The organism is Microvirga sp. P5_D2 (assembly GCF_054049475.1).
Window position 1 is genome coordinate 20,228 of sequence record NZ_JBFUMH010000006.1, and the last position, 15,151, is coordinate 35,378.

Genomic DNA, 15,151 nt, shown 5'->3' on the forward strand with positions numbered 1-15,151 from the left:
CATGGCTGCGGCTCAGGCTGTCTCCTCGTCGCGTTCGCGCTTCCGATCGATGGAACTCGTTCTCGGCATCCTGTTCACGGGCAGCATTTCGCTGGCGGCGCTGCTCTCGCCCATCCTCTTCCCGGATGGCGGCGAGAGCATGGATCTCATGGCTCGCCTCATCCCGCCGTTTCAGGATTGGAACCATATCCTCGGCACCGACCCGCTCGGTCGCGACGTGCTGGCCCGCGTCATCGTGGGCGGCAGGATCTCGCTGTTGGTCGGCATTCTCTCAGTCCTTGGCGGCGTTGTCCTGGGGACTCTCGTCGGGCTTGTCGCAGGCTATTATCGCGGCATCCCGGAGATGCTGCTGATGCGCTTCGTCGACATTCAGCTCGCACTGCCGTTCATTCTGGTCGCGATCATGTTTCTCGCCATCTTAGGCGCAGGCATCGACAAGGTCATTTTCGTGATGATCGCGACGCAATGGGTGCAATATGCCCGTGTGGTGCGCGGCTCCGTGCTGGCATTGCGCGAGCGGGAGTTCATCGTTTCCGCTCACGCCATCGGTGTCGGCAGCGGGCGCATCATTCTGACCCACATTCTGCCCAACGTTCTAGGTCCCATTGTCATCCTGATGACGCTCTACGTGGCCAACAACATTCTGCTGGAGAGCAGCCTGACCTTCCTGGGCCTAGGCGTCGATCCTCTCATTCCGAGCTGGGGCGGCATGCTGGCGGATGGGCGGACTTATCTCCAGACGGCCTGGTGGGTCAGCGTGTTCCCCGGCCTTGCCATCATGTTCACCGTGCTCGGTCTCAACCTTCTGGGCGATTGGCTGCGCGATTACCTCGATCCGACAGGACAGACATCGAAATGACCGAACTGCTCAACGAGATCATTCCGCGCACCCTCGACAGGCTCGTCAGCGATTGGACGCAGGGGAGCAGGCGCGGAGCGCGTATCGAAGCTTGGCTTTTCGAGGACGAAGGCGCGCGGCGCGACGCTGAACTCACATTGGCGCAAGCCGGCGTCACGGCGCGCCTTCGCAGCGCCTATAAGCCCCTCGTTCATGCGTTCCATGAAGAGATCGAGCTTGCGGGCCTGGCGCGCGTCATTGTGCGCTATCCCGTGCACCCGCAGGCCAGCCCCATTCGGTTCCTGTCGGAGGCCTATCCGCTTGCAGCCTTGCTCGATGGCGTCGAGACAGTTTTCGAGGCCGGGGACGAGACTTTAAGCTACCGGGTCTCGGCGGAATACGAGGATGGGCGTGTCGTCGAGCATGCGGTCTTCGTTCCCAATCATCTGCGGTCGAACCATCTCGGTGAGGTCGATCTCAATCCGACCGGCTGGTTGAAGGCGAGCGATCTTCCCGATGGATCAGACGATATCGACGAACCTCTGGAGACGGAGATCGAGCAGGTTTTCCATCGGGTCATGGCATCCGTCACAGCGCATGAATGGCCGGCGCAAGAGCCTTTCATGGAAACGCTCGCCATCGACGTGTCGATTCCCGGCATCGAACGCGCCCTGTCCTACGGCGACGAGGTGATCAGCAGCCGCGAGGCGCTGCACGAGGACTTCTATTTTTCGCTGCTCGAATTCTTCAAGCACAAATCAGGCCGAGCACCAGAGGATCGCGGCCTGCAGCCGGGGCAGATCGTGCCGGATATCCGCGCTGCCGACGGTGACGCGCATGTGCGCGTCACGCTTCGTCCTTACGGCTGGCTGAAGGACCCTGCGCGAAGCGAGCAGGATATCGAAACGGCCGATGCGGCGCCCGRCCTCGCGCAGATCCGCCGGGAGCTCACGACGCTTCCCGGTGAGACTTTCGAAGGCCGTTCTCGCGAGGGCCGTCCCATACACGGGCTGTATCGCCCCGGTTCGCGTCCTGCGGTTCTGGTCACGAGCGGGCAGCATGCGAACGAAACCTCCGCGCCGGTCGGCTCGCTGCGCGCCATGCGCAGGCTCCTGGCAAAGCCCGAGAGCAACATCGCCTATATCCCGGTCGAAAACCCCGATGGCTATGCCCTGCACGGGTTTCTCTGCGAGGGCAATCCGCGCCACATGCATCATGCGGCGCGCTACACATCCCTCGGCAACGATCTCGAATATGGCCGTGAGGATGCGCCTTACGAAATCGGCGCGCGTCAGCAGGCGCTGGCGATGTCCGGTGCACAACTTCATGTGAATCTGCACGGTTATCCCGCGCATGAATGGACGCGGCCGTTCACGGGTTATCTCCCGCGCGGCTTCGAACTCTGGTCGATCCCTAAAGGCTTCTTCCTCATCATGCGCCATCACCCCGAATGGGCGCAGACCGCACGGGCACTTGTCGAGGCGGTGACGAAAGGCTTGTCCGTGGTGCCGGGGCTGATCGAGTTCAACCGGCGCCAGATCGAGATCTGCTCGATTCATTCCGGCGGCACGCCCTATGAGATCATCAACGGCATACCCTGCCTCATCACGGCGGAAACACGCCATCCGGTTCCGTTGACCCTCATCACGGAATACCCCGACGAGACCATCTATGGCGAAGCTTATCGCCTCGCCCATACGGTGCAGATGGCCACCGTCATCGCTGCCGAGGAAGCCTTTGCCACGCTCATGGAAGCGAGTGCCTGACATCGCAGGAACAGGAAACACCAGCCATCGTTAGTGAAACACCTCCCCGAGTAATGAGGTGCGACAATGGCCCGGCTATCCTGGAAGCAGAACGAGAACGACGCCTCGATCAAGGAGGCTATCAGCATCGTGCGTGAGCATGGCGAGCCCCTGCCGCCCATTGGCGATGAGGCCGCGTTCGGCGCCATGTTCGACCGGTTCGCGGATGCCAAGGTCGTGCTGCTCGGCGAGGCCACCCACGGCACGTCGGAATTCTATCGTGCTCGCGCGGCTATCACGCGGCGCTTGATCGAGAAGCACGGCTTCAACATCGTGGCCGTCGAGGCGGATTGGCCGGATGCCGCGCGCATCGATGCCTATGTGCGTCACCGCCATGTTCCCGACACGGACGATGAGGCCTTCGAGCGCTTTCCCACGTGGATGTGGCGCAACGAGGAGGTCTATGACTTCGTCAACTGGATGCGCGACTACAACAAGCAGCATCAGGAAAAGGATCGCGCCGAGTTTCGTGGGCTCGATGTCTACAGCCTCAACTCATCCATCCGTTCCGTGCTCGATTATCTCGACAAGGTCGACCCCGATGCGGCGAAGGAGGCGAGGGGGCGCTATGGCTGCCTAAGCCCCTGGCAGTCGGAACCCGCCCGCTATGGCCGCGCGGTTCTAACCGGGCAGAAGAAGCCCTGCGACGAGGCGCTGCTTCGTCAGCTTCAGAGCATCCTCGACAAGCGCATGGACTATCTCCAGGCCGATGGCGGCGAGGCGTTCTTCGATGCGGTCCAGAACGCCAAGATCGTTCACGCGGCCGAGCATTACTATCGCATCATGTACGAGGGCGCGACCGAGTCGTGGAACCTGCGCGACCGGCACATGTTCGAAACGCTTCAGAGCCTGCTCGCGCGCCGTGACAACGCCAAGGCTGTCGTCTGGGCGCATAACTCCCATATCGGCAACGCCTCCGCGACCGCCATGGGCTGGCAGGGCGAGTTCAATATCGGAGAGTTGTGTCGGACGGCTTATAAGAGCGAGGCCGTTCTCATCGGCTTCAGTACGGATCGCGGCACCGTGGCCGCCGCAGACGATTGGGACGAGCCGATGCAGGTCAAGAATGTCCTGTCGGCGCGGCCCGACAGCCACGAGCGGATCTTCCGCGATGCCAGCCTCGGCTGCTTCCTCACCGACTGGCGCGAGAACGGCCAGGCCGATCTCGTCGCGGCCCTGTCCCGTCCCCGCCTGGAGCGGGCCATCGGGGTGATCTACCGGCCCGATACCGAACTCTACAGCCATTATTTCGAGGCCGTCCTGGCCGACCAGTTCGATGCCTTGGTGTGGTTCGATGAGACGAGGGCGGTGAAGCCGCTGACGCATGCCCATGGGAAGGGAATGCCGGAGACGTATCCGTTCGGGTTGTGAGGTAGGAGGGCACACGGGAGGCGTGGCTTAAACCTCTCACGTCATGGCCGGGCTTGTCCCGGCCATCCCGATTCTGAGAAGTGCGGCGCTTGACGGATCGGGATCACCGGCACGAGGCCGGTGACGACAGGAGGAAGCCAAGGCGCTCAGGCGTTCAACTCGTCATAAAGATCGCGCCAAGTCGGATTCATGCCGAGGATGAGATTCGTCTTCCATGCCCGCGACCATCGCTTGATCGACGTCTCTCGCTGAATGGCATCAGCGATGCTCGGGTAGCTTTCGTAATAAACAAGCCGGTCGATCTGATAACGTCGTGTGTGCTCGCCACCACGCCCAGTCTTATGTTCCCAGACACGCCGGGACAGATTGTTGGTGACGCCCACGTAAAGCGCGCCACTGGGTCGGCTCGCGAGGATGTAGACGTAGTACAGTTTCATAATGCGAGAGTGAGCCTTTCACAAGGCAAGCACAAGCGGATCATGCATCCTCCGCCGTCATGGCCGGGACAAGCCCGGCCATCCCGATCGGAAGAACGCGGCGTTTCAAACAATCGGGATCACCGGCACAAGGCCGGTGATGACGTGAGAGGGGGTGGGAAGCGCAATGCTATGTTCTGCATTTGTTCTTGACTTTGGTCCTAACCTTGGCTATAGCTGGGGTGTCCCGGCCCACCGAGGGGCGCGCTCGCGAGGCGTCGTGATTGTGGGATCGGGCACGGTCTCGTGCGGAGGGGACGCAATCCTCCGTGACGGGAGGCCCAGGCGAGAGGCTGGGTTCAGTTCTGGTCCGAGGCCGCCCGTAACTTCAGACGGTGTCCGCCTCGGGCAGTGCATGGGCCAAGTCGCGCCTGTCCGCCTAAAGAAGCCGTGCGCGAGGGGCAGTCCTGCTCTTCCCTCACCATCATCATCGAGCCGGACCGCTCCTCGCGCCTCCTCGATTGTCACCCTCGGACGCCGAAAAGCGCCGAGGACAAAGGTGCATGCCGTTCGGCTTCATGGGCCGCGCTCTTCGCCTTGCCCCGGCAGGCTGCCCCTGCTAACTGACAGCCAACCCCTTTCAACCGATCGTCAGCAACAGGACTTTTTCCCGTGTCCCGTCAATTCATCTACCACATGCGTGGCCTTACCAAGACCTATTCGGGCGGCAAGAAGGTCTTGGACAATATCCATCTCTCCTTCTACCCGGATGCCAAGATCGGCGTGCTCGGCGTCAACGGCGCTGGTAAGTCGACCCTCMTGCGCATCATGGCCGGCACCGATACCGACTGGAACGGCGAGGGCTGGGTGGCCGAGGGCGCCCGCGTCGGCTACCTGCCGCAGGAGCCGCAGCTCGATCCGACCAAGAACGTCCGCGAGAACGTCATGGAGGGCGTGGCCGCCAAGAAGGCGCTGCTCGACCGCTATAACGAGATCGCCATGAACTACTCGGACGAGACGGCGGACGAGATGACCCGTCTTCAGGACGAGATCGAGGCCAAGGGCCTGTGGGATCTCGATTCCCAGGTCGATCAGGCCATGGACGCGCTTCGCTGCCCGCCGGACGATTGGGCGGTGGACAAGCTCTCCGGCGGTGAGCGCCGCCGCGTGGCGCTCTGCAAGCTGCTTCTGGAACAGCCGGAACTGCTGCTGCTCGACGAGCCGACCAACCACCTGGACGCCGAGACGACGGGTTGGCTTGAAGGCCACCTGCGCAATTATCCGGGCGCGATCCTGATCGTGACCCACGACCGCTACTTCCTCGACAACGTGACGGGCTGGATTCTCGAACTCGATCGTGGCCGGGGCATTCCCTACGAGGGCAATTACTCGTCCTGGCTCGAGCAGAAGCAGAAGCGCCTCGAGCAGGAGGGCCGCGAGGACGCGGCTCACCAGCGCACCATCGAGCGCGAGCGCGAATGGGTCTCCGCTTCGCCGAAGGCCCGCCAGGCCAAGTCGAAGGCGCGTATCCAGCGCTATGAGGATCTCGTGGCGAAGGCCAACGAGAAGGGCCCGACAACGGCTCAGATCATCATTCCGATTGCGGAACGCCTGGGCAACAACGTCATCGAGTTCGACGGCCTGAAGAAGGCTTTCGAGGACAAGCTGCTCATCGACGGCCTGTCGTTCAAGCTGCCGCCGGGCGGCATCGTGGGCATCATCGGGCCGAACGGCGCCGGCAAGACCACCCTGTTCCGCATGATCACGGGCCAGGAGCAGCCGGACGAGGGTTCGATCACCATCGGCGAGAGCGTGAAGCTCGGCTATGTGGACCAGAGCCGCGACTCGCTTGACCCCAACAAGACGCTCTATGAGGAGATCTCCGGTGGCAACGAGATCCTTTATCTCGGCAAGCGCGAGATCAATGCCCGCGCCTATTGCGGCGCCTTCAACTTCAAGGGCTCCGACCAGCAGAAGAAGGTGGGCGTGCTCTCGGGCGGTGAGCGCAACCGCGTGCATCTCGCCAAGATCCTCAAGTCCGGCGCGAACGTCCTGCTCCTCGACGAGCCGACCAACGACCTCGACGTGGATACGCTCCGTGCGCTCGAAGAGGCGCTGGAGGATTACGCGGGCTGCGCCGTCATCATCTCGCACGATCGCTGGTTCCTCGACCGTATCGCCACGCATATCCTCGCTTTCGAGGGTGATAGCCACGTGGAATGGTTCGAGGGTAACTTCGCCGATTACGAGGAGGACAAGAAGCGCCGCCTCGGAACGGATTCCACGATCCCGCACCGGATCAAGTACAAGAAGTTCTCGCGGTAATCCGGCGGGATTTGGCCTGCCCTAGCATTGGCGGAGACGGTTTTTACAAGCCGCTCCGCCTTTTCTTTTTGGCGGTGTTGCTCGGCAAATTCATCAAGGGAGTTGGGTTCTTCCACGAAACAGTGTATGACCCTTGAGGCACGAACATAAGAAGAGACTTATCCCGTGCCAGCTGATCACTCCCTCGCCTTCGAATCCGTTGCAACGCCCGAAGAAGCCGTTGAGCGGCTTGTCACGCTCCACGACAGCGCCATCGAGGCGCAGCGCCATGCCCTGGAGCATTTCTTCGCCACCCGAACGCCTCCTACGCCGCTCGAGCGGTCCCGCTTCCGTTATCYGGAGCTGCGGGTTGATTATCGGGCGACTTCGGTGCCACCGGTCAAGCAGCGGGCCTATGCCAAATTCCAGGGGCCCGGCGTCTACGCGACCACCATCACGCAACCGGCCTTCTTCAAGAACTACCTGCTGGAACAGCTCAACTACCTCGTGCGCGACTACGGTGCGACACTCCAGGTGGGTGTGAGCGACCAGGAAATTCCTTATCCGTATATCTTCGAGCGTGGCGACGAGCTGGGGCGCGGCGCTCATTCCGCCGCCGAACTGGCGCAGCATTTTCCGACACCACTTCTTACCAAGGTGGGTGACGAGATCGCCGACGGCACCTGGGTCTTCCACGAGAATGAGCCGCGTCCGCTGTCTCTCTTCGATGCCGCGCGGGTGGATTATTCCCTGCGTCGACTGATCCATTACACCGGCAGCGACTGGCGCTCGGCGCAGCCGTGGATTCTGCTTACCAACTATCACCGCTATGTGGACCAGTTCATCCGCTGGGCCGCCAAGGAATTGGCGGACGAGAAAAGCCCCTTCAGCAAGCTTATCCTGCCCGGCGGCATCACCATCGAACGCGGTCTCAATGAGGCCGCTGTCGAGGAGTTGATCGCATCATCGCCTTGGCACCGGTTCCAGATGCCGGCCTATCACCTGTTCCGCAAAGACGGGCAGGGCATCACGCTGGTGAATATCGGTGTCGGCCCGTCCAACGCCAAGAACATCACCGACCATCTCGCGGTTCTGCGTCCCCATTGCTGGCTCATGGTCGGCCATTGCGGAGGCCTGCGGCAGTCGCAATCCATCGGCGATTATGTGCTCGCTCACGGCTATCTGCGCCGCGACCGCATTCTCGACGCGGCGGTGCCGCCGGACATTCCGGTGCCGGCTCTCGCAGAAATCCAGGTCGCTCTTCAGGATGCGGCGGTGAAGGTCACCGGCGAGCGCGGCGAGGAGCTGAAGCGGCGCCTGCGCACCGGCACGGTCGTGACTTATGACGACCGCAACTGGGAACTCCGCTGGAGCCAGGAGCGCCGCCAGATCAACCTGTCCCGCGCCATCGCGGTAGACATGGAAAGCGGCACCATCGCGGCACAGGGCTACCGCCTGCGTGTTCCCTACGGCACTCTGCTCTGCGTCTCCGACAAGCCGCTCCATGGCGAGATCAAGCTGCCGGGCGCGGCGAACGCTTTCTACGAGCGGGCCGTGAGCGAGCATCTCATGATCGGCCTCTCCGCCATCGACATCCTGCGCGAACAACGCTCGTCGCTGCATTCGCGCAAGTTGCGCAGCTTCGACGAACCGCCGTTCCGGTAAGCTGCGCACGGATGCCCCGTGAAACCCTAGGCCTCCTGCTGGGCTTTGTCGGCGTGTGCGTGTTCGCCGGCACRCTGCCGTTCACGCATATCGCGGTCGAGCATTTGAGCCCGCTCTTCGTCACCACAGGGCGCGCGGCGGTCGCGGGGCTTCTCGCTCTCTCGACATTGCTCATCTTGCGCAAGCCATGGCCGAAGCCTCGGCTTGCGGTCACTATGGCGCTTGTCGCCCTTTGTCTCGTCGGAGGCTTTCCGGGTTTCACGGCGCTCGCCATGAAGAGGGTTCCGGCCTCACATGGCGGCGTTGTGCTCGGTATCCTGCCGCTCGCCACTTCTGCGATCAGCACCTTGATTGCGGGCGAGCGTCCCAGCGCCGCCTTTTGGCTGGCAGCCTTGGCCGGCGCGGGCCTCGTCATCGGTTTCACGCTCTATGAAGGCGGCGGGGCGCTGGGGCAGGGGGATCTGTTCCTGCTTGCAGCCGCCTTGTCCTCGGCCCTCGGCTATGTGCTCTCCGGCAAGCTCGTGCGCTCAGGCATGGCAGGGTGGGAGGTGATCTCCTGGGTTCTGGTGATCGCGCTGCCGGTTACTGTGCCCCTGGCCCTATGGGCCATACCGGATGAACCTGGGTCTATTCCCGCTTGGAGCTGGATCGGCTTCATCTATGTGGCTCTCATGAGCCAGTATCTCGGCTTTTTCGCCTGGAATGCCGGTTTGGCTCTCGGCGGTATCGCCCATGTCAGTCAGGTCCAACTACTTCAGACATTCATTACGCTCCTGTTCGCTGCCCTTCTGAACAGGGAAACGATCGGCCTTCCAGCCTGGTTCGTCGCGGGTGCCGTGCTTGTGCTCGTGATCGCTGCCAATAAGGCCAAGGTTCGCCAATCCAGGCCCTAAGCCTTCGCTTGCTCTCGGTTCAAAGTACATATAAATATATGTTTATATGTAGGACCGAGTTGGACTCATGGCCGAAAAAGAAGCTCCATCGCTGGACCTAACGCTGGACGTCCTTCGGGCGGCCGCCGAGGAGACGCGCCTTCGCATCCTGGCTCTCCTAGCTGAAGGAGAGTTGTCGGTGTCCGATCTGACCGACATCCTCGGCCAGTCCCAGCCACGCATTTCTCGCCATCTCAAGCTGCTCGTCGAGGCCGGTCTTGTCGAACGCCACCGCGAGGGCGCCTSGGCCTTCTTCCGCCTGACCGACCGGGGTGTAGCCCTGCAGATCATCCGACCGACTCTGGACAGCCTCGACCGCTCCGACCCGCAGTTGCTGGAGGATCGCACGCGGCTTGAGGGCGTCCGCGCTCAGCGCTCCCAGGTAGCCCAGGCCTATTTCTCGCGCCTCGCGCCCGAATGGGACCGCATACGGTCTCTTCATGCGCCGGAAGCGGTGGTGGAGGCGGCAGCTCTGGATGTGCTTGGATCGAAGCCGATCCGCAATCTCGTCGATCTCGGCACCGGTACCGGCCGCATGCTGCAACTCCTTGCACCTCGCGCTGCACGCACCGTCGGGCTCGATGCCAGCCACGCGATGCTCTCAGTTGCCCGCTCGAACCTCGAAAAGGCCGGCCTGCGCGGCATCGAGCTGCGGCAGGGCGATATCTACGCGCCGCCCTTCACCCGCGACACTTTTGACCTCGTGATCATCCATCAGGTGCTGCATTACCTCGACGATCCCGCACGGGCGATCCGCGAGGCTGCGCGTCTTGTGGCCCCGGGCGGGCGCATCCTCGTGGTGGATTTCGCGCCTCACAAATTGGAATTCCTGCGCGAGGCACAGGCTCACCGCCGCCTTGGCTTCGCGCCGTCTCAAGTTGCAGGCTGGCTCGATGAAGCCGGCCTCGACTGTACCCTGACCCGGGAGATCGCTCCGCCCAAGAAGGGCGAGGAGCAATTGACCGTTTCCCTTTGGCTTGGCCAGGATCGCCGTGTCGTGACGGATTGGCCTTTGAGTGAACCCGATAGAGAGGTCGCCTGATGTCCCCGCTCACTCTGCGCCCCAGCCGGCAGCCTGCTCAGCCTATCAAAGTGTCCTTCGAGTTCTTCCCGCCGAAGACCCCAGAGATGGAAGCGACCCTCTGGGCCTCGATCCAGCGTCTCGCCCCTCTCAACCCGCAATTCGTATCCGTGACCTACGGCGCGGGCGGCTCCACCCGCGAGCGCACGCATTCCACCGTGTCGCGCCTCGTGCAGGAAACGCACCTCAAGCCTGCCGCACACCTGACCTGCGTGGCAGCGACCAAGGATGAAGTGAACGAGGTCGTGCGATCCTATTGGGATGCGGGCGTGCGCCACATCGTGGCCCTGCGCGGCGATCCCGTCGCCGGTATTGGCACGGCTTACGAGCCGCATCCTGGCGGCTATCACCAGACCTGCGATCTGGTTGCCGGAATCAAGGCCATCGGCGATTTCGAGGTGTCCGTTTCCGCCTATCCGGAAAAGCACCCGGAAGCCGCATCGCTCGATGCCGATATCGATGCGCTGAAGGCCAAGGTCGATTGTGGCGCGGATCGCGCGATCACGCAGTTCTTTTTCGATAACGATCATTACTTCCGCTTCCTTGACCGTGTCCGCGCACGCGGCATCGATATTCCCATCGTTCCCGGCATCGTGCCTGTGCAGAACTTCAAGCAGACCGCGAACTTTGCGTCCAAGACAGGTGCAAGTGTTCCCGAATGGCTGGCCGCCCGCTTCGAGGGGCTGGACAACGATGTGGATACCCGCAAGCTCGTGGCTGCCGCCGTTGCTGCCGAGCAGGTTATCGATCTCGTCGATCGCGGCGTGAACGAGTTCCACTTCTACACCATGAACCGCGCCGATCTCGTCTATGCCATCTGTCACCTGCTGGGGCTTCGCGATCAGAGCGTGAAGGCTGCTGCCTGACAATCCTGATGCCCGGTTCAGCCGGGCACTTGCCTTGACGACGTGTCGAGAGACACGAATGGCCGAAGCGGATTCGGCTGATGAGAAGAGAACAGAATAATGACCGCGTTCACTCCCGCTCCCGCCAATGGCGCTGACATCCTGAGGGCGCTTCGCGAAGCAGCCTCCAAGCGCATTCTCGTGCTCGACGGCGCGATGGGAACGGAACTCCAGCGCTCGCGCTTCTCGGAAGAGGATTTCCGTGGCGAGCGGTTCAAAGACTGGAGCCACGACGTCAAGGGCAACAACGATCTTCTCATTCTCACGCAGCCCGATGCGGTGCGCAATGTCCACCTCGATTACTTCCGAGCGGGCGCGGATATCGTCGAGACCAACACTTTCTCCGGCACCTCCATCGCCCAGGCCGATTATGGCATGGAGGAGATCGTCTACGATCTCAACTTCCACGGCTCACGCCTTGCCCGCGAGGCCGCGTCGATTGCGCAGAAGGAAGACGGACGTCGCCGCTTCGTGGCCGGCGCCATCGGACCGACGAACCGCACGCTCTCCATTTCTCCCGACGTGAACAACCCAGGTTATCGCGCCGTGACCTTCGATCAGGTCCGCGATGCCTATGCCGAGCAGGTGAGGGGACTTATCGACGGCGGCTCCGAGATCATCCTCATCGAGACCATTTTTGATACGCTCAACGCCAAGGCTGCGATTGTGGCCACCCAGCAGGTCTTTGCCGAAAAGGGCGTGAAGCTGCCCATTATGATCTCCGGCACGATCACGGATCTGTCCGGCCGCACGCTTTCGGGCCAGACGCCTTCCGCCTTTTGGTACTCCGTGCGCCACGCCGAGCCGTTCTCCATCGGCCTCAACTGCGCTCTCGGCGCGCGCGAGATGCGCGCCCATATCCAGGAGATCGGCAAGGTCGCCGATACCCTCGTCTGCGCCTACCCCAATGCCGGTCTGCCGAATGAATTCGGCATGTATGACGAAAGCCCTGAGGCGACGGCGCATATGCTCGCGGATTTCGCCGATGCTGGCCTCGTCAACGTGGTCGGCGGCTGCTGCGGCACCACGCCCGCGCACATTCGCGCCATCGCTGAAGCCGTTGCCGGAAAGACTCCGCGCAAGGTGCCGAAACCGGCGCCGCTCATGCATCTGGCGGGCCTCGAGCCTTTCACATTGACCTCCGAGATTCCGTTCGTAAACGTTGGCGAGCGCACGAACGTCACCGGCTCCGCCAAGTTCCGCAAGCTCATCACCAGCGGCGATTATGCAGCCGCGCTCGATGTGGCCCGCGATCAGGTGGCCAACGGCGCGCAGATTATCGACATCAACATGGACGAGGGCCTGCTCGATTCCGAGAAGGCGATGGTGGAGTTCCTCAACCTCGTCGCTGCCGAGCCCGATATCGCTCGCGTTCCGGTGATGGTGGATTCCTCGAAATTCCACGTGATCGAGTCCGGTCTCAAGTGCATCCAGGGCAAGGCCATCGTCAATTCGATCTCCATGAAGGAGGGCGAGGAGGCGTTCATCGAGCATGCGCGTATCTGCCGATCCTACGGCGCTGCCGTCGTGGTTATGGCTTTCGATGAGCAAGGACAGGCCGACACGCGAGAGCGCAAGGTCGAGATCTGTACGCGCGCCTACAATATCCTCACCGAGCAGGTCGGCTTCCCGCCGGAAGATATCATCTTCGATCCGAACGTGTTCGCGGTCGCTACTGGCATCGAGGAGCATAACGGCTACGGCGTCGATTTCATCGAGGCGACGCGCATCATCCGCGAGACGCTGCCCCACGCTCACATTTCTGGCGGTGTGTCGAACCTCTCGTTCTCCTTCCGCGGCAACGAGCCGGTGCGTGAGGCGATGCACTCCGTGTTCCTCTTCCATGCCATCAAGGTCGGCATGGATATGGGCATCGTGAATGCGGGCCAGCTCGCGGTCTATGAACAGATCGATCCTGAACTGCGTGAGCTCTGCGAGGATGTCGTTCTCAATCGTCGTCCCGACGCGACGGAGCGCCTGCTGGAAGTTGCTCCCCGCTTCAAGGGCGATGGCACCGGCACTGTGAAGGCGGCCGACCTCGAATGGCGTTCCTGGCCCGTCGAGAAGCGCATCGAGCACGCGCTTGTCAACGGCATTACGGAATATATCGAGCAGGATACGGAAGAAGCGCGCCAGGGGGCCGAGCGCCCGCTGCACGTGATCGAAGGCCCGCTCATGGCCGGCATGAACGTGGTGGGCGATCTCTTCGGCGCAGGCAAGATGTTCCTGCCGCAGGTGGTGAAGTCTGCCCGCGTCATGAAGCAGGCGGTCGCCTATCTCATGCCATTCATGGAGGAAGAGAAGCGAATCTCGGGCGTCGAGGCGCGTTCCGCCGCTGGCAAGGTGCTGATGGCGACTGTGAAGGGCGACGTGCACGATATCGGCAAGAACATCGTCGGCGTAGTTCTGGCCTGCAACAACTACGAGGTCATCGATCTCGGCGTCATGGTGTCAGCCCAGAAAATTCTGGAGACCGCGCGCAAGGAGAAGGTGGATGTGATCGGCCTGTCCGGCCTCATCACGCCGTCGCTGGACGAGATGGTGCATGTGGCGAGCGAGATGGAGCGTGAGGGCTTCGACATTCCGCTCCTCATCGGCGGCGCCACCACAAGCCGCGTGCATACGGCGGTGAAGATCCATCCGAACTACAACAAGGGACAGGCCGTCTACGTGACGGATGCAAGCCGCGCGGTGGGCGTGGTCTCATCCCTGCTGTCACCCGACATGCGCGATAACTACGTGGAGACCCTGCGCGGCGAATACCGCAAGGTGGCTGACGCCCATGCCCGCTCGGAAGTCGACAAGCAGCGCCTGCCGATCGAGAAGGCGCGTGCCAACCGGATGAAACTTGATTGGGACTCGTACCGGGCGGCCAAGCCAACCTTTACCGGCGCACGCGTGTTCCGCAGCTACGATGTGGGTGAGCTTGTCCCCTATATCGACTGGACGCCGTTCTTCCAGACTTGGGAGCTCAAGGGCCGCTATCCTGCGATCCTTGAAGACGAGAAGCAGGGCGCGGCCGCCCGCCAGTTGTGGGACGATGCGCAAGCCATGCTCAAGCAGCTGGTCGAGGAGCGCTGGTTCAATCCGAAGGCGGTCATCGGCTTCTGGCCGGCGAACGCGGTGGGAGACGATATTCGCCTCTATAAAGGCGAGAGCCGCAGCGAGACGCTCGCCACTTTCCACGGCCTGCGCCAGCAACTCTCGAAGCGCGACGGCAAGCCCAATGTCTGCATCTCCGATTTTGTCGCGCCCGCCGAAAGCGGCAAGTCCGATTGGGTCGGGGCCTTCGTGGTRACATCCGGCATCGAGGAAGTACGGATCGCGGAAAAGTTCGAGCGCGCGAACGATGATTACCGTTCCATTCTCGTGAAGGCGCTTGCGGATCGTCTGGCGGAGGCCTTCGCCGAGCGCATGCATGAGCGCGTGCGCAAGGAGTTCTGGGCTTATGCGCCGGAGGAGAATCTCACCAACGAAGATCTGATCCGCGAGGAGTACAACGGCATCCGCCCGGCCCCAGGCTATCCCGCGCAGCCCGACCACACGGAAAAGGCGACGATCTTCAGCCTGCTCAATGCTGAGAAGAGCATCGGCGTGACGCTGACGGAATCCTACGCGATGTGGCCGGGCTCGTCCGTCTCCGGCCTCTATTTGGCGCATCCGGAAGCCTATTACTTCGGCGTCGCCAAGGTGGAACGTGATCAGGCGGAGGATTACGCCGACCGCAAGGGCATGAGCGTGATGGAAGTCGAGCGCTGGCTCGCGCCGATCCTCAACTACGATCCGGCAAATTACCGGCCGATGGCGGCGGAGTAGGCATCAGACAGAACTGTC

Annotated in this window: 10 protein-coding genes; 9 read left to right on the forward strand and 1 reads right to left on the reverse strand. The window is 62.3% G+C overall.

What is annotated here, in order from left to right:
* The first annotated feature begins 1 nt into the window (after position 1).
* The 3 genes from ACXJKO_RS03885 (at position 2) to ACXJKO_RS03895 (ending at position 4,014) form a co-directional block, all read left to right on the forward strand.
* Positions 2–859: an ABC transporter permease gene (locus tag ACXJKO_RS03885; RefSeq protein ID WP_457089767.1), complete on the forward strand. Its 858-nt coding sequence runs from the start codon at positions 2–4 to the stop codon at positions 857–859.
* Entirely contained in the window at positions 856–2,604 is a 1,749-nt protein-coding gene (locus ACXJKO_RS03890) for a M14 family zinc carboxypeptidase (RefSeq protein ID WP_457089768.1), read from the forward strand. The genes ACXJKO_RS03885 and ACXJKO_RS03890 overlap by 4 nt, the downstream gene beginning before the upstream one ends.
* A gap of 66 nt (positions 2,605–2,670) precedes the next feature.
* Positions 2,671–4,014: an erythromycin esterase family protein gene (locus ACXJKO_RS03895; protein ID WP_457089769.1), complete on the forward strand. Its 1,344-nt coding sequence runs from the start codon at positions 2,671–2,673 to the stop codon at positions 4,012–4,014.
* Positions 4,015–4,160: 146 nt separating this feature from the next.
* Here ACXJKO_RS03895 and ACXJKO_RS03900 read toward each other — a convergent pair whose 3' ends face one another.
* A complete protein-coding gene (locus ACXJKO_RS03900) occupies positions 4,161–4,451 on the reverse strand; it encodes a GIY-YIG nuclease family protein (protein WP_457089770.1) in 291 nt (96 codons plus the stop codon).
* Between the two features lie 651 nt (positions 4,452–5,102).
* Here ACXJKO_RS03900 and ettA point away from each other — a divergent pair.
* The 6 genes from ettA (at position 5,103) to metH (ending at position 15,133) form a co-directional block, all read left to right on the forward strand.
* Positions 5,103–6,755 carry an energy-dependent translational throttle protein EttA gene (gene ettA / locus ACXJKO_RS03905; protein WP_457089771.1) on the forward strand — a complete coding sequence of 551 codons (1,653 nt, stop codon included), beginning with the start codon at positions 5,103–5,105 and terminating at the stop codon, positions 6,753–6,755.
* A 165-nt stretch (positions 6,756–6,920) separates the two neighbouring features.
* Complete coding sequence (locus tag ACXJKO_RS03910; RefSeq protein ID WP_457089772.1) at positions 6,921–8,399, forward strand: AMP nucleosidase; 1,479 nt, start codon at positions 6,921–6,923, stop codon at positions 8,397–8,399.
* Between the two features lie 11 nt (positions 8,400–8,410).
* On the forward strand, positions 8,411–9,292 hold the full coding sequence (locus ACXJKO_RS03915) for a DMT family transporter (protein WP_457089773.1): 882 nt from the start codon (positions 8,411–8,413) through the stop codon (positions 9,290–9,292).
* A 67-nt stretch (positions 9,293–9,359) separates the two neighbouring features.
* Positions 9,360–10,373, forward strand: a complete 1,014-nt coding sequence (locus tag ACXJKO_RS03920) for an ArsR/SmtB family transcription factor (protein ID WP_457089774.1) — start codon at positions 9,360–9,362, stop codon at positions 10,371–10,373.
* Entirely contained in the window at positions 10,373–11,278 is a 906-nt protein-coding gene (gene metF, locus ACXJKO_RS03925; protein WP_457089775.1) for a methylenetetrahydrofolate reductase [NAD(P)H], read from the forward strand. Before ACXJKO_RS03920 ends, metF begins: the two co-directional genes overlap by 1 nt.
* A gap of 99 nt (positions 11,279–11,377) precedes the next feature.
* Positions 11,378–15,133, forward strand: coding sequence for a methionine synthase (gene metH, locus ACXJKO_RS03930; RefSeq protein ID WP_457089776.1), 3,756 nt, complete (start codon positions 11,378–11,380; stop codon positions 15,131–15,133).
* Positions 15,134–15,151: the final 18 nt, after the last annotated feature.